This is a genomic window from Foliimonas ilicis, from assembly GCF_039939195.1.
GTDB lineage: Bacteria > Pseudomonadota > Alphaproteobacteria > Rhizobiales > Rhizobiaceae > Foliimonas > Foliimonas ilicis.
On record NZ_JBDUUH010000004.1, the window covers coordinates 61956 to 81854 of the forward strand.

Genomic DNA, 19899 nt, shown 5'->3' on the forward strand with positions numbered 1-19899 from the left:
GTCTGCCACTTTCAGTCCTTGAGCTCGTCACCGTAGAGCGCAACGGCCAGATCGTGAACCGCATCGGCTGTACGCGGGCCGAAACCGAGCAGATACCCGCCATCCATGCGCACCAGCTTTCCGGCCTTTCCGGCTGGTGTTGAGGCCAAGGCTGGCAGCGAAAGGATTTCTGAGCTTGCCGCAGCATGGTCGCCGCCACGGTTCATCATCAGGATGACATCGGGCGCGGCAGTAAGGATCGCTTCGTCGCTCAATTGCTTGTAGCCGGGAAAGCCTTCAATCGCATTTACGCCGCCCGCAAGCTGGATGATGCCGTTTGCGGCAGTGCCGGTGCCCGAACCCATGATCTTGCCGTCCTGTACGCTGAGAATGAACAGGACGCGCTTGCGCTCATTGATGCCGGATGTGAGTTTTTCGGCAGCTTCCAGCTTGGTTTCGACGGCAGCGACAAGCTTTTCCGCTTTATCGTCAGCACCGAGCGCCGTGCCGACGATACGGATTTTCTCGACCACGCCCTCATGATCGAAGGTTTCCGGCACTTCGATGTAAGGCACGCTGGCCTTTTTCAAAACGTCGATGGTTTCCTTCGGCCCGCTCGTATTCAGCGCAAGAATGCCCGTCGGGTTTACCGAAAGCACGCCTTCAGGCGAAAGCGCGCGCATATATCCGACATCGGGAAGTTTTGCCGCTTCCGGCGGATAGAGGCCAGTCGAATCGCGAGCGACCAGATGGTCCTGCTCGCCCAGCGCATAGACGATTTCCGTGATCGCCCCGCCGACGGCCACGATGCGCGACGAATCCTTGAAGACGCCGGTCGTCTCTTCCGCATGGGCGCCGGCAAATGCCAGACAGGAAGCGACGCCCGCGAAAATTGCGGTGCGGATTCGTTTGCTCGGAAAACTCATTGGCTGACCTTCGACACCAGATCGCTATGCGGCACGCGCGGCAGATGCTCGACCAGAAAGCGCCAATCCTCGCGCTCCGCCTCACCTTCATGACGCTTTCCGAAGAACTGTATGATCATCTCGCCATCGGCACCGTAGGCTTCGAGCGAGGTGACATGGCCGTCCTTGGTCGGTTTGCGAACCGCCCAGAATTCCTGAACGTGATCGAGCCGCAGATGCAGATGGAAAGTCTCGTCGAGCACATTGATCCATGGCCCCATCGGCTTGATGCTCTTGATCGGCCCGGAATGTATCTGGATGCAGCCCTGATTGCCGACAAAGCACATGATCGGCAGATCGCCATCGGCTGCCAGATTGAACAGCGCCGTCAGCGCGTCGCCATCGAGCTTCCAGGCGTAATCCTCGCCGATCAGCCTTACCGCCTGACGGCGGTCGAGGTTGAGATCGCGAAGCATGCCGAAAAACTCATGCGTGTCGGTGAGCTTGCTCCAGCGCTCGCGCAGTTCCAGCGCATCGGCAACGGGACGCGAGGGTTTCGCAGCCTCGGCGGGAGCCGGTGCGAAATCGACCACCTGCTCCTGATTTGCGATGGCCAATGTTCCGACCAGCTTCTGATAGGCGTAAAGGTTGGAAGACGGGCGCAGATGCACCTTATGAACCGCCTCGCCCTTCGCATCGAAGAACTGCAGGCTGTGGCGAATGTCGTTTCCGTCGCGCTTTTCGACAGCGAAACCATGCACCCACGCTTTCGGGAATATGCGCAGATCGATCTGCTCGCCAAGCACCAACGCATTGTGCTTGCCGGTCACGACCTTGTCGTAGACGCCGATTTTTTCGTGAACCGCGCTTTCATTGCGGGTCAACGCCATGACTTCGCCGACTGCTTCCAGACCGACGAGCAAATCGTTGACGCGCGGTTCGATGCGCAAAACGCCCTCCCCGCAATGCGCCGCCACCAGATCGGCTTCTGAAATACCGAGTTGCGCGGCGAGATCACGCTCGCGCGTTTTTGGATTGTCGATCCGTGCTCGACGGATTTCCGCCGGGCTTGGCTTAACTCGCGCGTCCATACTTCACCTTACTTATTGAGAATGAGCTTTCCCTGACGGGTAATTTTGAGCCTGTAGAGCGCGCCGTGATGCTCGATCCCGATTTCGTGATCGCCGCGGAAAAGCGTGTCGCTTGCCACGGTACGCGTTACCGGCCGTGCAAAATCGGTGCGAACGACCGTCGTTTCGGCCGTGCGACGCGGGCGCATGTGGAAGTGGTGCGGGTTGTGCGTGTTCATATCTGTCTCCACTCCTGTTCGGCCGTTCCGACCTGCTCGGATTGGGCCGGTTTGAATCGGCAATCAATCTTGACACTAATTATCAGGTTTAATACTCAGTGCAATACCGGAGTAAGCGAGTCAAGTTTTATACCACTCCCCTCCGAATGAAAACCGCGAGCCAGCATTAGCGAGCCAGCACCGATGACGGAGTTAGGGCGATGGGGTTCGGCAACAGCAAAAATACGCTGCATTATGCTTGTGGCGGAGCAGTTTCAGGCAGGCGTTTCAACACAAGGCGCACACTTCTGACCAGCGCCGCGATCCTGGCGATCAGCATTTCGGCCGCATCGGCACAGCAAGCGACCACCGAAACGACTGCAGCAGAAGCATCCACCGACGAGGCAGCGCCTGTCGTTCTCGACCAGATCACGGTCGTCAGCCGAACCGGCGAAACTGCCATCGATACGCTGGCTTCCGTCAGCCATGTCGGACCGGAACAGCTTGAGCGCCGCATGGCTTCCACGCCGGGTGACATATTGTTCGGCGTTCCGGGCGTTTCGGCGCAGTCCGACACCAAGCGCGCAATTTCCTCGATCAACATTCGCGGCCTTCAGGATTTCGGGCGTGTTGCCGTGATCGTCGATGGCGCGAGGCAAAATTTCCAACGCTCCGGCCACGGCACGCAGAGCGTTTTCTTCATCGATCCCGAACTGATCAAGCAGGTCGATGTGATCCGCGGTCCCGTTGCCAACACCTATGGTTCGGGCGCGATCGGCGGCGTCGTTGCGTTCGAGACGAAAGACGCGGAAGACTTCCTGAACCCTGGCGAAACCTACGCGGGATCGGTGACGGGCCGCTTTGAGACCAATGGCAGCGGCTACACGACAAGTGCTACCGGCGCATACCGCTTCAATGAAGTGGCGGACGTCATCGGAAATATCGTCTGGCGCGATTTCGGCGATTACAAGGATGGCGACGGCGACCGCGTCGCAGGCACCGGCTTCGATGTTCTCAGCGGCATTCTGAAGACGACGATTCGCCCGACGGAAAACAGCAAGCTGAAGCTTGGCTGGGTTGGTGCCAGCGATAGCTGGAAGGAAGGTATCGACACCTACGATTCCGATCTGAAGCAGAACACCTTCACCGCGCGCTATGAACTAGCAGACCCCGAAAACCCATGGGTCGATCTGCACATCAACGCCTCCTACAACAAGGCCGATCTCACGCAGACGCGCCTCAAGCCCGGGATGCAGTTCGATTCCGTCACCGGAATTCCGACACTGGTTCCTGCGGGTGCCGAAACAAATTACGACCTCGACACCTATGGCATCGACATCTGGAACACCTCGCGCTTCGACACCGGCGCCTTCTCGCACGAGCTGACCTATGGCGGCGACTGGCTGAAGGACGACGTCGTGACGGCCAGCCCGACTGGCGGCAGCGACGTCTACACACCATCCGGCAGACGTTCGGTCTGGGGTGCCTATGTGCAGAACAAGGCGTCCTATGACGACTGGCTGGAGATCATCGGCGGCCTGCGTTACGACAGCTACAAGCTGGCCGGCGAAGCCGATAGTTCTGGCGATCGCCTCTCGCCGCGCATCACGGTGGGCGTCTCGCCATTCGAAAAGACCGAACTGAACGGCCTGCAATTCTACGGCACTTACGCCGAGGGCTATCGCTCGCCGAGTGTGACGGAAACGCTGATCAGCGGCCTGCACCCCAACGGCATCGCCTTCCCGTTCCTTCCCAATCCCGACCTGAAGCCCGAAACGGCCAAGACCGTGGAATTCGGCATAAACTACAAGCGTGACGGTCTGTTCTATGCGGATGACGGTCTTCGCTTGAAGGCCGCTTATTTCAACAATGACGTATCCGACTACATCGGCGGCAAGACACTCTCGGCCTTCGCTCCCGGCAGCGGCTGCCCCTTCATTCCGGGCACAGTTCCAATCTGCTACCAGTATCAGAACTTCGCCGAGGCCAAGATCAACGGTGTCGAGCTTGAAGCGATCTACGATGCCGGGCGTTTCTTCGGCGGCTTGAGCGTTTCGGTCATCGACGGACACACCTATTCGGAAGGCGTTCGCGAGGATTTGCTGACCGTCCCGTCATCGCAGGTGACGGCACATCTCGGCTTCCGCCTGCTTGACGAGCGCCTGACCATAGGCGGCGAAGTGCAGTACAACGGCGCACCGGACGGCAATACGACTGCGGAAAACTACACGCTGGTCAACGCCTTCGTGAACTACAAGGTCAACGACAATTTCAAGGTCGATTTCCGCGCCGACAACATTTTCGACAAGAAATACGCCAATCCGCTGAACGCGACGACGACCTCGACCGTTTACGAGCCGGGCGTAACGTTGAAACTCGCCGCAACAATGCGTTTTGGAGGATAACAGAAATGCCGCGCACGACGACGATCATGAATTTATTGACCTCCGCAGTGATTTTGTCGTTCGCGGCAGGAGGTCCGGCGCGCGCCCAAGAGAGCGCGCCGGCCTCTACTCTCGACCTTGAACTGAACGCGGCGCAGCCCTCCGAAAAGGGGTGCCGCCTGACATTCGTGGTCGCCAACCATCTCGGCAAGGAACTCTCGAAAGCCGCATTCGAAATCGCGCTGTTCAACGACTCGGGCGTGGTGGACCGCCTGACGGTTCTCGATTTCAAGGAATTGCCGGTCGATAAAACCAAGGTGACGCGGTTCGATCTTTCAGGCGTGGACTGCGCAAAAATCAGCCGAATTCTCATCAATCAGGCGACCGAATGCGCAGGCGACGGCATAGAGCCCGCCGCATGTCTTTCCGCCCTCAAGCCCACCACCAAGACCGGCATAGCCTTCGGGCTCTGAGCTGGCCTCACTACGCAAGGATAGGCCCCGCATGTTCCCCTTAGCAGCGTTTCACCATCTGGCATCCGGTCGCAAGGACGGTCTTTTGCCCGAATTCGCCGATTTGCTTCACGGTCGCGAAAAAGCTATCGAAACAAGCTCGAATGTCGCACGGCTGGACAACTATCGCGAGACGTTTACGAGCCAGGCTGGGCCTAACCCGAAAGGGACGGCGGAAGGTCTGGACGACGACAAGGTTATCACGTTTCACAGGCAATCCGCGACACGCAGTACGAAAGGCAAATGATGTACATCGCAATGAATCGCTTCAAGGTCCAGAAAGGCTCGGAAGAGTCTTTCGAAAACGTCTGGAAGAACCGCGAATCGACGCTGGATCAGATGAAGGGTTTTAAGGAATTTCACCTTCTGCGCGGCGCGTTCAACGAGGCCGAAGGCTACACGCTGTTCGCCTCGCATACGGTCTGGGCGAGCCAGGACGATTTCGTGGCGTGGACCAAGTCGGAGAATTTCCGCGCAGCCCACAGAAACGCAGGCGACAACAAGCCGCTCTACATCGGCCATCCGAATTTCGAAGGCTTTTCGGTCGTCGAAGGCGCCTGAAATGCCGGGCGAAACCATCGATTTCGCACGCACGATACCGATCCTGCCTTCGCCCGACATAAGGGCGAGCCGGGATTTCTATCGCGACCAGCTTGGTTTCGAGGCCATTCAGCCGGAAATGGATGAATATCTGATCGTCCGGCGCGGCGAGATGGAGATCCATTTCTGGTATACGGCCGACACCGCGCTGCCACAGGTTTCGTCCTGCTATATTCGCGGCGGTGAGGTATCAGCACTGCACGCCGAGTTTTCAAAACGCGGCGTGGAGAGATTGAGCCCGTTCACCGTCCGGCCGTGGAACATGAAGGAATTCTATGTCCATGACCCGCACGGCAATCTGCTGCGATTTGGCTGCGCACCGGAGGAGGCGTAAGAACCTTACGCCGCCCCAGCCAACAGGCTCGCATTGCCGCCTGCAGCGGTCGTATCCACGCAAACCGCGCGTTCATGCGCATAGGCCGCCGGGTCGAGAATTTCGCTGACAAGCGGCACGATTGGCCCCTTTCGCTTCGCAAGCGCCTGTCGAACGGCCCGCTGCGCTTCCTTTTCCGCAGAAAAAGCGACGAGATCGATCGGAAGGCTGGCAAGTTCGCCGGCCCCGACGCGTCCGTCCAGAACGGCAATCGGCAGGCCCTTCCCGCTCAGCGGCTGGAGTGCTGCCACCGCACCTGGCGCGATTGCCAGAACGGCATTTCCCGCAGCCAACGCCTGCACCGCCTGAAGCAGAAGCGTTTCGCTATCTGGGCCAAGGCACAATGCCCTTCCGCGCGGTGCCAGCGAAAGCGCATTGCCCTCGCCTGTTGGTCCTGGAAGATCGACCGGGCCGAAATCGAGCGCGGCTGCGGCAGAAATCGCGCGCGCAGCCTTGCCGCGCAGATGACGCCGAAGCGTCGTGATGCGATCCGGCTGGGTCGCCCAGCCTGCTGCCGCGATCTTCGAAAGCTCTTTGTTGAGCACCTCGGCGGAAAGTGCCGGGGCATCTTTCACCGCCGCATCGGCACTGACGGAGCGGCGGAACCGCTTCAGATAGTGCGGACCGCCAGCTTTCGGGCCGGTGCCGGAAAGCCCCTCACCGCCGAAAGGCTGAGAACCAACCACCGCGCCGATCTGGTTTCGGTTGATGTAGATATTGCCAACATGGACCGTATCGACAATGTGCTGCACGCGCGCTTCGATGCGTGTGTGAAGGCCGAAGGTAAGCCCGTAACCCTTTGCATTTATATCGGAAATGACCTTGTCTATATTGTCGGCATCGAAGGTCGCGACATGCAGGACTGGCCCGAACACCTCGCGCTCCATTTCGCCAATGCCCGACACCCGCAGCACATGCGGCGCAACGAAGCGGCCATCGGCTGGCGCATCGAGCTTGGCCATGAGCCGGCCCTTGGCCTCCATATCTGCGCAATAATCGCGGATCGAGGCCTGCGCTTCGTCGTCGATCACAGGCCCGACATCGGTGGAGAGTTTCAGCGGATCGCCGATCACCAGCGCCTTCATCGCGCCTTCCAGCATGACCAGCATCTTCTTTTCCACGTCCTTTTGAACGTAGAGCATGCGAAGTGCCGAGCAGCGCTGACCGGCACTCTGGAACGACGAGGCGATGATATCGCGCACAGCCTGTTCAGGCAGCGCGGTCGAATCGACGATCATCGCGTTGAGACCGCCCGTTTCGGCAATCAGCATCGCATCGGGCGCTGCCGTCTCGGCAAGCTGGCGTTCGATGAGCTTTGCGACTTCGGTCGAGCCGGTGAAACACACGCCCGCTATGCGCGGATCGGCAGTAAGCGGGCCGCCGACCGAGGGGCCATCGCCCGGCAAAAGATGCAGAATATCGGCAGGAACACCCGCCTCATGCAGCATCTGCACGGCACGGAATGCGATCAGCGGCGTCTGTTCTGCCGGTTTCGCAATCACCGCATTCCCGGTGACGAGCGCTGCGGAAATCTGGCCGGTGAAGATCGCAAGCGGGAAGTTCCACGGCGAAATGCACGCGATTACGCCCCGCGCCTCGCTGTTTTTCTCGGCACTGTCAGCTTCGGCAGCGTAGTAACGCAGAAAATCGACCGCTTCGCGCAGTTCTGCAACGCCATCTGCAAGCATCTTACCCGCTTCGCGCGATACGAGCGCGAAAAATTCGACGGCGTTTTCTTCATAGAGATCGGCGGCACGGCGCAGGATCGTCGCGCGTTTCGCGACAGGCATCGCGGCCCATGAAGGCTGCGCTTTCAATGCAGAACCAATCGCCTTTTCGACCTCGCCCGCACTCGCCTCGACGATGGTGCCGACAATCTCTGAAGAGTTCGCCGGATTGACGACATCACGCGGTTTTCCCGCCGATTTCTTGCCGCTCAGCGGCCACGCATCCCATTTATACGGCGCTTCGAATGGTTTGCGCGCGGCATTGATGTTTTCGAGCGTGACGGCGTCGGTAATGTCCCAGCCTTCCGAATTCTCGCGCCCCGCCCCGAAAATCTCGGATGGCGCGACGATTGCCGGATTTCGCGCGCCTTCCTGCGCTTCGATCACTTCGAACGGGTCGCGGGCAATGTCTTCCGGCTTCACATCTTCGTCGGTCAATTGATGCACGAAGGAGGAATTCGCACCATTTTCCAGCAGGCGGCGCACCAGATAGGCCAGCAAATCCTCATGCGCGCCGACGGGCGCATAGATGCGGCAGCGCGTGCCTTCGGCCTTGCGCACAGCTTCGTGCAGCGCCTCGCCCATGCCGTGAAGCCGCTGGAATTCGAAACTGTCGCGGTCTCCAGCCATTGCGAGGATGGCGGCCACCGTATGCGCATTATGCGTCGCGAATTGCGGATAAATCCGGTCCGTCATCGAGAGCAGTTTGCGGGCGCAGGCGATGTAGGAAACGTCGGTATTCACCTTGCGCGTGAAAACCGGGTAGCCATCGAGCCCCATCGTCTGCGCGCGCTTGATTTCGGTGTCCCAATAGGCACCCTTCACGAGCCGCACCATGATCTTGCGGTCGAGCCGTGTCGCCAATTCATGAAGCCAATCGATGGTGAAGGCTGCGCGTGGACCATAGGCTTGCACGACGACGCCGAAACCATCCCAGCCTTCCAGCGAAGGATGGGAAAGCACACCTTCGATGACATCCAGAGAAAGATCGAGCCGGTCGGCTTCCTCGGCATCGATGTTCAGCCCCATGCGGGCATGTCTGGCGGCCTGCGCCAGCAACAAAAGCCGCTTTGCCATGACGGGCAGCATCGCTTCCTTCTGCGCCACTTCGTAGCGCGGATGGATCGCGGAAAGCTTCACCGAAATGCCCGGATTGTAGCGAATGTCAGGACCGGTCGAGCCGCTGTCCAGCGATGAAATCGCGTCCGAATAGGCTTTGTGATAGCGCAGCGCATCGGCTTCCGTGCGCGCGGCCTCGCCCAGCATGTCGAAGGAATAGAGATAGCCCTTGCCCGTCATCTGGCGGCCGCGCTTTACCGCCTCAGTAATCGTGCGGCCAAGCACGAATTGCTCGCCCATTTCGCGCATTGCAGCCGCAACTGCCTTGCGGATAACCGGCTCGCCGAGGCGACGCACCATGCCGCGCAATGTGCGCTCGATGCTGCCCTCGCCTTCGTCCAGAACGCGGCCCGTCAGCATCAGCGCCCAGGTCGAGGCGTTGACGAAGATAGAGGTGGATTCGCCGGAGTGAACCGACCAATCCTGCGGCGCGATCTTGTCGCGGATCAGTTCGTCCATCGTTTCCGTGTCCGGCACGCGCAGCAGCGCCTCGGCCAGACACATCAGCGCCACGCCCTCTTTGGTCGAGAGGCCGTAAGCCGTCAGAAACACTTCCATCAGCCGTGGATCGGAAGAGCCGCGCACAGCGCGAACGAGATCGGCGGCGCGCGAAGAAATCGCGGCGCGCTCGTCTTTGGAAAGAGCTGCCAGACCTGCCAGACGCTCCAGGGCCTCGCCTTCGTCGGGAAGATAATTTGCGCGGATTTGCTTGCGGAGAGAGGAAAGCGTCTGGACTGTCATCGAAACCCTGCGGGCGTTGAGATGGATTGGCCTCATCCTAGCATGGCTGCAGAAAACGCATCGGACCGAATATATCGACTTTTCAGACCGTTCAGACTACATATGAGGCAAAATCTCACACATATGGATCGCCACATCGATGGAAGAAGTTCAGTTGGACCGCCTGGACAGAAACATCCTGACCGCGCTCGCGCGCGATGGGCGGATTTCCATGGCGGAACTTGCCGCGAAGGTGGGCTTGTCCAAGACGCCGGTGCAGGCGCGGGTGAAACGGCTTGAGCGTGACGGCTTCATTCGCGGCTATGCGGCAATCATCGACCGCGAGCGCATGGGCGAAGGGCACGTCGCTTTCGTCCAAGTGAAGCTGTCCGACACACGCTCCGCCGCGCTCGACGCGTTCAACCGGGCAGTGCTTTCGGTGTCGGAAATCGAGCAATGCCACATGATTGCATCAAATTTCGATTATCTTTTGAAGGTGCGCACCAAGGATATAGCTGCCTACCGCCGCGTTTTGGGCGAGCGCATTTCAGCACTGCCGCATGTGGCTCAGACTTCGACTTATGTGGCGATGGAGACGGTGAAGGATAGGTAGGAATTTCCTGACCGCGCAGGCTTGGCGTTTTGGTGTGTCCGTCATTTTTAGATAGAAACGCTGGCGGGACAGCGCCCCCCTCTGTCCTGCCGGACATCTCCCCCACAGGTGGGGAGATTACACTATCATTAAAGCGCGGCACCAATTGCGGACGCTACAGAATGAAGAGGCGAAGGTTGTGTCAGCCAATCTCCCCACCCGTGGGGGAGATGTCCGGCAGGACAGAGGGGGGCGCCTCGTGATTCCGTCGAAACAGATATCGCTCCTCATCCTGAAGGGCGCACTTCAAAAGTGTGCGCCCCCAAACGGTTTATAGTCAGGCTCTACAGCCCCAAACCACCGATGCAAACATATTTCGTATCCAGATAATCCTCGATGCCTTGGTGTCCGCCCTCCCTGCCGAGGCCGGATTCCTTCACGCCGCCGAACGGCGCTTCGGGTGTGGTGATAAGGCCTTCATTTATGCCGACCATTCCGTATTTCAGTCCTTCCATGACGCGGAAGGCGCGGCCGAGATCGCCAGTGTAGAAATAGCAGGCGAGGCCGAATTCGGTGTCGTTGGCGAGGCTTACGGCCTCTTCTTCCGTTTCGAATTTGAAGACCGGCGCCACCGGGCCAAATATCTCTTCCTTCATGAAGCGCATTTTCGGCGTGGCGTCGGCAATCACGGTCGGCTGGAAGAACGAGCCGCCGAGTTCATGACGCCTGCCACCCGCGACGATCTTGCCGCCCTTGGAGGTTGCGTCCGAAATCAGTTCCTCAACCTTTTCGACTGCCTTCTCATCGATCAACGGCCCCTGCTGGACACCCTCGTCCAGACCGGACCCGACCTTGAGCTTGTTTGACGCCGTGGCGAGCTTTTCGACAAATTTGTCGTAGATGCTGGACTGAACGAAAAACCGGTTTGTGCAGACGCATGTCTGGCCGGAATTGCGGTATTTGGCGGTGATCGAACCTTCGACCGCGCGGTCGATATCGGCATCTTCGAACACGATGAAGGGCGCATTGCCGCCGAGTTCCATCGAAACCTTTTTCACCGTCGAAGCGGATTTCTCGATGAGGATCTTGCCGACCTCGGTCGATCCGGTGAAGGTGATCTTGCTGACAAGCGGGTTAGCGCAAATCTCGTCGCCGATTTCACCGGCGGAACCGGTGATGACATTGACGACACCTTTCGGAATACCGACTTCCTCGCACAGCGCACCCCAGGCGAGGCCCGAAAAGGGTGTCTGCGAGGCTGGCTTGACGACTGCCGTGCAGCCCGCCGCAAGTGCCGGGCCGATCTTGCGCGCCAGCATCGAAGACGGGAAATTCCAGGGCGTTATCGCCGCGATAACGCCGACAGGCTCCTTGGTGACGAGAATGCGCCGATCCGCCCAGGGCGACGGCACGACATCGCCATAGGTGCGGCGGGCTTCTTCCGCGAACCACAGAACATAGGCGGCAGAGGCACCCACCTCGCCCTTCGATTCGAACAGCGACTTGCCCTGCTCCATCGTCAGCAGTTCGGCCAAGGCATCCTGATTGTCCATGATGGCGTCATGCAGCTTGCGCAGCAGCTTTGAGCGTTCCAGCGCCGACGTCTTGCGCCAGCTTTTGAAAGCGACATCCGCAGCCTCGATGGCGCGGCGGGTTTCAGCCTTGCCGGATTTCGGCACGGTGCCGATCTTGAGGCCAGTTGCGGGATTGGTGACGTCGATCGTCTGGCCGGAATCGGCCTGCACCCACTCACCGTTGATGAGATTGGCCTGTTTCATGAAATGGCTTGTTTTCTGGAGCATGGTCATGCCTCCTCTGCAGAATGCTTTTCGAACTAACCGGAACTTGTCTAACTGTTATGGGCGGATGTCGATCCGATCTTATGCCTGCCTCTCCTCGCAAGGCAATTCCGCTTGCATGACCAAAACAATATGCCAGCGGGCATTAACCGAAAATCAGAACCGAAAGCCAAAGCCAGAACGCGGTGGTGACAACCGCGCAGGCCGTCGCAATCGTCATCTGGTTGGACGCCAATGCCTGACCGGTGCCGAATTGCGCGGCGATCAGGTAGGAATTGACGCCGGACGGCAAAGCAGCCGCCGCAACAACGATTTTGGCAGACATTGGCGAAAGGCCGAACACCCAAGCTGAAGCCAGTGCCACTGCCGGCATGAGCATGAGTTTTACGACCGTCAGCGCGAAGGCTGGGCGAAGATTGCCGCGCACGTCGAATTTAACGAGGCTGAGCCCCATGGCGAAAAGCGCGACCGGCGCGGCGATGCTGGCCAGCGCATCGATGAGGCGAGCAGGCAGGGCCGGCATTTCGATGCCCGTAAGTCGCCAGAAAAGCCCCAGAACTATGCCCCATATCAGCGGATTGGCGCTCAACCGGCGAAAGAAAATGCGGAAAATCTGGACTGCCCCGCCATTTCCGCGTCCGAAAACCTCGAACAATATGATCGAGGCCATCATCATGGTTGGAAGATGCACGGAGATTATCAGCGAGAGTATCTCGAAGCCTTGCTGCCCATAGATGCCGATTATGAAGGGAATACCCAGCAGGACCAGATTGGAAAACGACGTCGCGACGCCGCCGACCACGCCCGCCTGCGAATCGCGTCCGAATATCTGCGTGGTCACCAGATGCCCGACCGTCCACGCAACAGCGACCGCCACCGCATATGCGCCCCATAATGACCAGGGAATCGAGCCGTTGAAATCGGCGCTTACCATCGTTCGAAACAGGAGAAGCGGCATCGCGACATTCACCGCGAAGTCAGACAGTCCATCGCCCGTATCCGAACTCAGATAGTTTGTTTTGCCCGCAGCATAACCGAGGGCCACAAGTCCGAAAACGAACAGGATTGTTTCGAAGAGAAAAGACATCGCTCGCTTGATATGCGCGGGCTGGAAAGAGCGCAACTGCTGCGTGTCAGATCAAGCTTCGGGCGCGACAAGGCGACGGCTTGCCTTTCGTTCGGCTTTGCCATCCCTATATGTATGAAATTGCATAAGGATAATTGATGCGTCGGCTTGGATTCTTTTTGATTGCTTTATTGATGGCAGCACCTGCACAGGCAACAGAAGCCGGATGGGCTTTGCTACGCGAAGGTGGTCATGTCGTGATTTTGCGCCATGCACTTTCCAACGGCACCATCGATCCGCCGAATTTCGACATTGAAAAATGCAACACGCAGCGCAATCTTTCCGAGCGCGGAAAGCAGCAGGCCAAGAAAATCGGTGCATTGTTCGCAACGCGCGCAGCGCCGGTCGAGCGCGTTCTCTCCAGCCGCTACTGCCGCACGCTGGAAACCGCGCGTCTGGCATTTGGTGACCGCGTATTGGAGGAATTCGAACCGCTCGACAGTGCCAATGCGACAAGCGAAAAAGAACTCATCCTCACAGAAATCCGGGATTTCTCGGGCTCGGGCAACATGGTTCTCGTCACGCAGATTGAAAATATAAACGCGCTTCTCGATGCCAATGCGCGCGAGGGCGAAGCCGTAATTGTACGTGCTGAGGGCGAAGGTTTGCATGTGCTCGGCCGGATCGTATTCAACTGAGCAGGGATTTGGCCCTTTTCCTGCCTGAAAAAACCGATTAGGAAGCGCCACAAAGCAAACGCGGAAATATCTGCTCCGTATTCGAAGGAAAAGCCGTGTCCACCACATTTGAAAAAGTCGCCAAGATTATCGCAGATACGAGCGAGATCGACATCGATACGATCACCCCTGAAAGCCACACGATCGATGATCTGGGCATCGACAGCCTCGATTTCCTCGACATCGTCTTCGCCATCGACAAGGAATTCGGCATCAAGGTGCCGCTTGAAAAGTGGACGCAGGACGTGAACGACGGCAAGGCGACCACCGAGGAATACTTCGTCATGAAGAACCTCTGCGCCAAAATCGACGGCCTCGTCGCCGCAAAGAACGCCTGATTCATTCAGGCTGATCGGTAAAGGCATGGCTTCTCACGACGTCGTCATAACGGGCATCGGCCTCGTCTCCTCGCTGGGAGAAGGCACCGACGCGCATTGGCAAAAACTGACGGCTAAGGAGCCGGTGTCCAACGTCGATTCGACGCGTTTTGCGCCCTACTCGATCCATCCGCTGCCTGAAATCGACTGGAGCCTGCAGATCGCCAAGCGCGGCGACCAGCGCCAGATGGAAACGTGGCAGAGGCTCGGCACCTACACCGCCGGTCTTGCACTCGACGATGCAGGCATAAAGACCGATGAAGCGCTATGCGCGACCATGGACATGGTCGTTGCGGCAGGCGGCGGCGAGCGCGACGTAGCCGTCGACAGCGCGATCCTCGAAGCCTCCGAAGCGCGTAATGACCACGACATCCTGCTCAACGAGAAACTGACCACCGAACTGCGCCCTACCCTTTTTCTGGCGCAGCTTTCCAACCTTCTGGCCGGCAATATCTCGATCGTCCACAAAGTCACCGGCTCTTCGCGCACCTTCATGGGCGAAGAAGGCGCTGGCGTTTCGGCCATTGAGACCGCAGCCGCGCGTATCCGCTCAGGCCAGTCGACGCATATGCTGGTCGGCGGTGCATTCCAGACCGAACACCCAGACATGCTGCTCGGCTATGAACTCGGTGCGTTTCTGCATCGCGGCCCATGGAAGCCGGTCTGGCAGCGCGAAGGCGCTGAAGGCGGCGGATTGGTCAGCGGTTCGGGCGCTGCGTTTCTGGTTCTGGAATCGCGCGAACATGCGCAAAAGCGTGGCCGTCATATCTATGCGACGCTCGGCCCGGTGATTTCGGGTGCGGCACGGCGCAGTCGCGAAGACCTTGGTGATGCGATCTCCGAGTTGATCAAGAAGGCAGACGGACAACAAAATCCGTTGCTGACGCTTTCCGGCGCATCCGGCGCACATGCCGCGACGAAGGCCGAGAAAGCCGCACTCGATGCGAACCCGGCGCTTGTTGCCCGCGCATTCGGCACGCTGACCGGCCATTTGAAGGAAGCGCAGTTCCCTTTCGCGATTGCGCTTGCGGCACTCGCACTGGATCGCAAGGCGGGCTACCCGGCGTTCGATTCAAGCGCTGAAAAATCCTACGACGGCGTTCCCGCCTCCATACTCGCGACAGCCATCGGCTATCATTATTTCGAGGGCGCAGCGCTCGTCGCTGCGGCAGACGCGCATGGCTAAGTACACGGATCATCTTGGCAGGCCGGTCGTTGCCGTTACGGGCATCGGCGTCGTCACCTCGCTCGGCGTCGGCAAGGCCGACAATTGGGCGGCCCTTACGTCCGGCCGCTCCGGCATTCACCCGATCACGCGCTTTCCGGTCGATCACCTCAACACGCGCATCTCCGGCACCGTCGATTTTTTGGCTTCGAGCAATAAGGGCGCCAGCGCGCTTACTCTTGAACTGGCGCAGACCGCAGCGCGTGAAGCGGTTGCCGAATCCGGCCTGAGCAGCACCGACTTTAACGGCCCGCTGTTTCTCGCCTCGCCACCTGTGGAACTTGACTGGCGCGATCGCTTTTCGCTCTACAATTCCGAAAAAACCGGCTCCGCATCCGAACGCCTGTTTTCGGCCTCGCTTGCATTGAAGTCGCTCGACATATTCGAGACATCGCAATTCGGCTCGATCGCTGCACGCCTTGCCGATGAATTCGGCACGCGCGGCCTGCCGATCACGTTGTCGACTGCTTGTGCATCCGGTGCCACAGCTATCCAGCTTGGCGTCGAAGCGATCCGTCGCGGCGAATGCGACCGCGCGCTGTCGATAGGCGCAGACGGTTCCGCGACCGCCGAAGCGCTGATCCGCTTTTCGCTGCTCTCAGCACTTTCCACCAATAATGACGTGCCGGAAAAAGCATCGAAACCTTTCTCGAAGGACCGCGATGGCTTCGTTCTGGCCGAAGGTTCGGCAGCACTCGTGCTCGAATCTCTGGAAAGTGCGGTCGCCCGCGACGCGACGATACTCGGCATTCTGCGCGGCTGCGGCGAAAAGGCCGACGATTTCCACCGCACGCGCTCCAAGCCGGACGGCTCGCCAGCCATCGGCGCGGTTCGGGCAGCGATCGAGGATGCAGGTCTGGACGATACCGGCATCGACTATGTGAACGCCCACGGCACCTCGACGCCTGAAAACGACAAGATGGAGCACATGTCGCTCTCCACCGTTTTCGGCGAGCGCATCCGCAAAATCCCGGTGTCGTCGAACAAGTCGATGATCGGTCACACGCTGTCTGCAGCCGGTGCAATCGAGGCCGCGGTTTCGTTCATGACCATGCGCGAAGGCGTGTTACCGCCGACGATCAACTACGACAATCCCGATCCGGCAATCGAGCTCGATGTGGTGCCAAACGTCAAGCGCGAAGCGCAGGTCGGCACCGTGCTTTCGAATTCCTTCGGCTTCGGCGGCCAGAACACCTGCCTTGTCATGGCGCGGGAACCGGTTTAGTAGCGGCCTCTTTAAGCATTGGGTGCGTCCTTCGAGGCTCGTTTCACTCGCACCTCAGGATGAGGGAAGTGGTGGCTGAGATTGAATCGAGCCCACGAGCGCTCACAATTTTGGTAAGACCTCCCTCATCCTGAGGTGCGATCCTGAGCCTGTCGAAGGGGAGCCTCGAAGGACGCACCAACCAGTTAAAGCCAGCGAGATAATATGCGCGCATTGCAACTCATCGAAGATCGCAAACTCGAAACCGTCGATCTTCCGCCCCCGCCGCCACCGGGCCTCGGCGAAGTAACGCTGCGCATCAAGGCGGTCGCGCTCAACCATATCGACGTCTGGGGCTGGCGCGGCATGGCTTTTGCCAAGCGCAAGATGCCGCTTGTTATCGGCGCGGAAGCATCCGGCGAAGTGGAATCAGTCGGTCAGGGCGTATCGAACCTTCAGCCGGGGCAGCTCGTCTCGATCTACGGCGCGCGCACCTGCAGCATTTGCCGCCCCTGCCGCGAAGGCCGCGATAATCTCTGCGAGCATGTTTCTGGCGTGCATGGCTTCCATCTGGACGGCTTCGCGCAGGAAAAGATCAATCTGCCCGCCCGCCTTCTCGTGCCTGCCCCTCCCGGCGTCGATGATATTGGCGCAGCAGTGGCGCCCGTTACCTTCGGTACGGTCGAGCACATGCTGTTCGACAATGCGAAACTTCAGCCCGGCGAAACGATCCTCATCCAAGCTGGCGGATCGGGCATCGGCACCGCAGCGATTCAGCTTGCAAAGCGCATGGGCTGTACGGTCATCACGACGGTCGGCTCGGACGACAAGATCGAAAAGGCCAAGGCGCTTGGCGCCGATCACGTCATCAACTACCGCGAAGACCGCTTCGAAGGCGTGGTGCGCAAACTGACCAAGAAGAAAGGCGTCGACGTCGTTTTCGAACATGTCGGCAAGGACACATGGGCGGGTTCCATGTTCAGCCTGAAGCGCGGCGGCCGCCTCGTCACATGCGGCTCGACCTCCGGCGTCTCGACCGAAATGAACCTGATGATGCTCTTTCAGCAGCAACTCAAACTGCTCGGCTCGTTCGGGTGCCGCATGGAAAACATGGCAAACGCCATGCAGAAAATGGCTGCAGGCATCGTCAAGCCGGTCATCGATACCGAAGTCGACTTCAATTCCATCGACGCTGCCTTGAAGCGCATGGAAGGCCGCGACGTCTTCGGCAAGATCATCCTGCGCGTAAATTGAAGCGCTTTGTCACAAAATACGCCGTAAAACTCAACACGGCGAAAGACTGGCTGATCGCGCAGGTCGCGCTCTCCATTCTTGCCGTGCTGCGCCTTCTGCCGCCGGACAAGGCGCTTAATTTTGCCGATCGCACCGCGCGGCGCATCGGACCGATGGTCGGCCGTAACCGCGTCGCGCTCGACAATCTGCGCAAGGCTTACCCTGAAAAGAGCGAAGCCGAAATCCAGACGATAGCGTCGGACATGTGGGGCAATATGGCCCGGCTTGCCGCCGAGTACATCTTTCTGGACACGATCTTCGACTACGACCCGGAAGCGACGACGCCCGGTCGCATCGAGGTCAGCGGCATCGAGCATTTTGTGAAGATCGCAGGCGAGCAGAAGCCGCACATCATCTTCACCGGCCATCTCGGAAATTTCGAGCTTCTGCCGATCGCAGGCGCGACCTACGGCATGGAAGTCACCTCCATGTTCCGCCCGCCGAACAACCGCTTCATCGCGGATTACATTCTCTCGACCCGCGAGACCAAGATGGGCGGGCTTCTCGCGTCGAAAAACGGCGCGGCTTTGACGCTGGCACGCATTCTGGAGCGTGGAGGCAATATCGGCGTTCTGGTCGATCAGAAATTCATGAACGGCCTGCGCACCACCTTCTTTGGCCGTCCCTGCGAAACCAGCCCGCTGCTGCCGAAACTCGTACGGCAATATGATTGCGATGTTTATCCGGCCCGCTGCATCCGGCTTCCGGGCAATCGCTACCGGCTGGAAATCGAGGACAAGCTTGATCTGCCCCGCGACCCGGACGGCTCAGTCAGCGTCTATCCGACCGCACAGCTTTTGAACGACGTTGTCGAGCGTTGGGTACGCGAAGACCCCGGCCAGTGGATGTGGTTCCACAAGCGCTGGAGCTTGAGCAAGGGCCGCCGCGCGCGCCGCAATCAGTAATAATTCATCACCGCATGGCGGGCTTCTGCGAAGAAAAGCCAGCGCTCGACCATCATTCCCGCCAGATGGCAAAGCACCGCGAGCGCGGCGAACAGGCCGGAAACCCAGCCCTGTGCGCCGAATATCAGCAGCGCAGCCAGAATGATCGCAGGCACCACGCCGCCAAGCGCAATCGCGATGCGCCATAGCTTCACCGCATGCTTGCGCGCGATCTTGAAGCCCATCTCGTTGGTCAGATAATTCTCGTTGATATGCGGGCGTTCCAGCAGCCGGACTTTGCCAATGTTGCCAAGACCAGTCGCGCTTTCCGGGGTCGAAAGCGGGACAAGATTTGACATGTGCTCGCGCCACTTCACCTTGGCGAACCACGCACTCCCAAGAAAAATCAATGCCAGAATCAGCGGCGGCAGTGGCCAGCCGCCGCCCGCAAGCGCAAAGAAACTCGCAAGAACCGCCCCGCCCGCGCCTGAAAACAGCAGATAACAAATCGGCGTAAGCTTTGTGTTCCACGCACCGACTGAGCGCAGCGAGGCGTAAATCATCGCCGTACAGTAAACCGTCACGCCGCAAAGCACTGCGCCGAATAGGCCGAACACGACCAGATACCGGTCGTCGAAAATCGCAGCCCAGGCTGATGCCAGCAAAGGCACGAATGTCAGGATCGCCATCACGCCTTCCCGCGAAAGCCAGCTCGTACGCCATTGCGACAAAGCCCGCCATGCGCGTTTCGGATTTCCCAGATGCAGAAGCGAAGACGTCAACCCGCCAGCAACCAGCGCCAGTGCAAGGACATGCGCAATCTTGGTGGAGATAGCCGACGGGTCGAGCAGGCCGAGGCCGAGCATGGCTGCGAGGCCGTAGCCAAGGCCGGAAAGCGCCGTGAAAACGATGATGGAGAAGGCGGGGTGCATTTAGTGGACGTCCGTGAGGGGCGAGATAGCAGCAATTGAAAAAGGTTGCGCTCTACGTTGCCCCCCTCTGTCCTGCCGGACATCTCCCCCACAAGGAGGGAGATTGGCAGTTTCAACTCTGGAGATTAGCTGATCTCCCCACCTGTGGGGGAGATGTCCGGCAGGACAGAGGGGGGCAACGTA

Annotated in this window: 19 protein-coding genes; 12 read left to right on the forward strand and 7 right to left on the reverse strand. The window is 59.2% G+C overall.

Annotated elements, in window-relative coordinates; genetic code table 11:
* Positions 1 to 11: 11 nt before the first annotated feature.
* Genes ABFT80_RS10680 through hemP form a run of 3 tightly spaced genes read right to left on the reverse strand, consistent with a single transcriptional unit; the run spans position 12 to position 2193 of the window.
* Positions 12 to 905 carry a heme/hemin ABC transporter substrate-binding protein gene (locus ABFT80_RS10680; RefSeq protein WP_347971895.1) on the reverse strand — a complete coding sequence of 298 codons (894 nt, stop codon included), beginning with the start codon at positions 903 to 905 and terminating at the stop codon, positions 12 to 14.
* A complete protein-coding gene (locus ABFT80_RS10685) occupies positions 902 to 1975 on the reverse strand; it encodes a hemin-degrading factor (RefSeq protein ID WP_347971896.1) in 1074 nt (357 codons plus the stop codon). The genes ABFT80_RS10680 and ABFT80_RS10685 overlap by 4 nt, the downstream gene beginning before the upstream one ends.
* A gap of 8 nt (positions 1976 to 1983) precedes the next feature.
* Complete coding sequence (hemP, locus tag ABFT80_RS10690; RefSeq protein WP_347971897.1) at positions 1984 to 2193, reverse strand: hemin uptake protein HemP; 210 nt, start codon at positions 2191 to 2193, stop codon at positions 1984 to 1986.
* A gap of 200 nt (positions 2194 to 2393) precedes the next feature.
* Here hemP and ABFT80_RS10695 point away from each other — a divergent pair, with 200 nt between their 5' ends.
* The 5 genes from ABFT80_RS10695 to ABFT80_RS10715 are packed head-to-tail and all read left to right on the forward strand — an operon-like array spanning position 2394 to position 6002.
* Positions 2394 to 4577, forward strand: coding sequence for a TonB-dependent hemoglobin/transferrin/lactoferrin family receptor (locus tag ABFT80_RS10695; RefSeq protein ID WP_347971898.1), 2184 nt, complete (start codon positions 2394 to 2396; stop codon positions 4575 to 4577).
* Between the two features lie 5 nt (positions 4578 to 4582).
* On the forward strand, positions 4583 to 5029 hold the full coding sequence (locus ABFT80_RS10700; protein WP_347971899.1) for a hypothetical protein: 447 nt from the start codon (positions 4583 to 4585) through the stop codon (positions 5027 to 5029).
* Between the two features lie 31 nt (positions 5030 to 5060).
* Positions 5061 to 5315, forward strand: a complete 255-nt coding sequence (locus tag ABFT80_RS10705) for a hypothetical protein (RefSeq protein WP_347971901.1) — start codon at positions 5061 to 5063, stop codon at positions 5313 to 5315.
* On the forward strand, positions 5315 to 5629 hold the full coding sequence (locus ABFT80_RS10710; protein ID WP_347972206.1) for an antibiotic biosynthesis monooxygenase family protein: 315 nt from the start codon (positions 5315 to 5317) through the stop codon (positions 5627 to 5629). Before ABFT80_RS10705 ends, ABFT80_RS10710 begins: the two co-directional genes overlap by 1 nt.
* A gap of 1 nt (position 5630) precedes the next feature.
* A complete protein-coding gene (locus ABFT80_RS10715) occupies positions 5631 to 6002 on the forward strand; it encodes a bleomycin resistance protein (protein WP_347971902.1) in 372 nt (123 codons plus the stop codon).
* 5 nt (positions 6003 to 6007) lie between these two features.
* On the opposite strand, the gene putA is transcribed toward ABFT80_RS10715, so the two are convergent.
* Complete coding sequence (gene putA / locus ABFT80_RS10720) at positions 6008 to 9628, reverse strand: bifunctional proline dehydrogenase/L-glutamate gamma-semialdehyde dehydrogenase PutA (RefSeq protein WP_347971903.1); 3621 nt, start codon at positions 9626 to 9628, stop codon at positions 6008 to 6010.
* 139 nt (positions 9629 to 9767) lie between these two features.
* On the opposite strand from putA, the gene ABFT80_RS10725 reads away from it, so the two are divergent.
* Positions 9768 to 10220 carry an Lrp/AsnC ligand binding domain-containing protein gene (locus ABFT80_RS10725; protein WP_347971904.1) on the forward strand — a complete coding sequence of 151 codons (453 nt, stop codon included), beginning with the start codon at positions 9768 to 9770 and terminating at the stop codon, positions 10218 to 10220.
* A gap of 323 nt (positions 10221 to 10543) precedes the next feature.
* Here ABFT80_RS10725 and ABFT80_RS10730 read toward each other — a convergent pair whose 3' ends face one another.
* Together ABFT80_RS10730 and ABFT80_RS10735 are read right to left on the reverse strand one after the other, a co-directional pair.
* A complete protein-coding gene (locus ABFT80_RS10730; protein ID WP_347971905.1) occupies positions 10544 to 12001 on the reverse strand; it encodes an NAD-dependent succinate-semialdehyde dehydrogenase in 1458 nt (485 codons plus the stop codon).
* A 142-nt stretch (positions 12002 to 12143) separates the two neighbouring features.
* Positions 12144 to 13085, reverse strand: a complete 942-nt coding sequence (locus ABFT80_RS10735) for an AEC family transporter (protein WP_347971906.1) — start codon at positions 13083 to 13085, stop codon at positions 12144 to 12146.
* A 137-nt stretch (positions 13086 to 13222) separates the two neighbouring features.
* Here ABFT80_RS10735 and ABFT80_RS10740 point away from each other — a divergent pair, with 137 nt between their 5' ends.
* From ABFT80_RS10740 to ABFT80_RS10765, 6 genes are all read left to right on the forward strand, one after another.
* On the forward strand, positions 13223 to 13762 hold the full coding sequence (locus tag ABFT80_RS10740) for a histidine phosphatase family protein (RefSeq protein ID WP_455189918.1): 540 nt from the start codon (positions 13223 to 13225) through the stop codon (positions 13760 to 13762).
* 95 nt (positions 13763 to 13857) lie between these two features.
* Complete coding sequence (locus tag ABFT80_RS10745) at positions 13858 to 14139, forward strand: acyl carrier protein (RefSeq protein ID WP_347971908.1); 282 nt, start codon at positions 13858 to 13860, stop codon at positions 14137 to 14139.
* A 25-nt stretch (positions 14140 to 14164) separates the two neighbouring features.
* Positions 14165 to 15364, forward strand: coding sequence for a beta-ketoacyl-ACP synthase (locus ABFT80_RS10750; RefSeq protein WP_347971909.1), 1200 nt, complete (start codon positions 14165 to 14167; stop codon positions 15362 to 15364).
* Positions 15357 to 16628: a beta-ketoacyl-ACP synthase gene (locus tag ABFT80_RS10755; protein WP_347971910.1), complete on the forward strand. Its 1272-nt coding sequence runs from the start codon at positions 15357 to 15359 to the stop codon at positions 16626 to 16628. The genes ABFT80_RS10750 and ABFT80_RS10755 overlap by 8 nt, the downstream gene beginning before the upstream one ends.
* 204 nt (positions 16629 to 16832) lie before the next feature.
* Positions 16833 to 17861 carry a zinc-binding dehydrogenase gene (locus ABFT80_RS10760; protein ID WP_347971911.1) on the forward strand — a complete coding sequence of 343 codons (1029 nt, stop codon included), beginning with the start codon at positions 16833 to 16835 and terminating at the stop codon, positions 17859 to 17861.
* Positions 17858 to 18805 (forward strand): lipid A biosynthesis lauroyl acyltransferase, encoded by a 948-nt coding sequence (locus ABFT80_RS10765; protein WP_347971912.1) that lies wholly within the window; start codon positions 17858 to 17860, stop codon positions 18803 to 18805. Before ABFT80_RS10760 ends, ABFT80_RS10765 begins: the two co-directional genes overlap by 4 nt.
* On the opposite strand, the gene ABFT80_RS10770 is transcribed toward ABFT80_RS10765, so the two are convergent.
* Positions 18799 to 19716 carry a dimethyl sulfoxide reductase anchor subunit family protein gene (locus ABFT80_RS10770; RefSeq protein ID WP_347971913.1) on the reverse strand — a complete coding sequence of 306 codons (918 nt, stop codon included), beginning with the start codon at positions 19714 to 19716 and terminating at the stop codon, positions 18799 to 18801. The two genes, ABFT80_RS10765 and ABFT80_RS10770, sit on opposite strands and share 7 nt — an antisense overlap.
* Positions 19717 to 19899 lie beyond the last annotated feature (183 nt).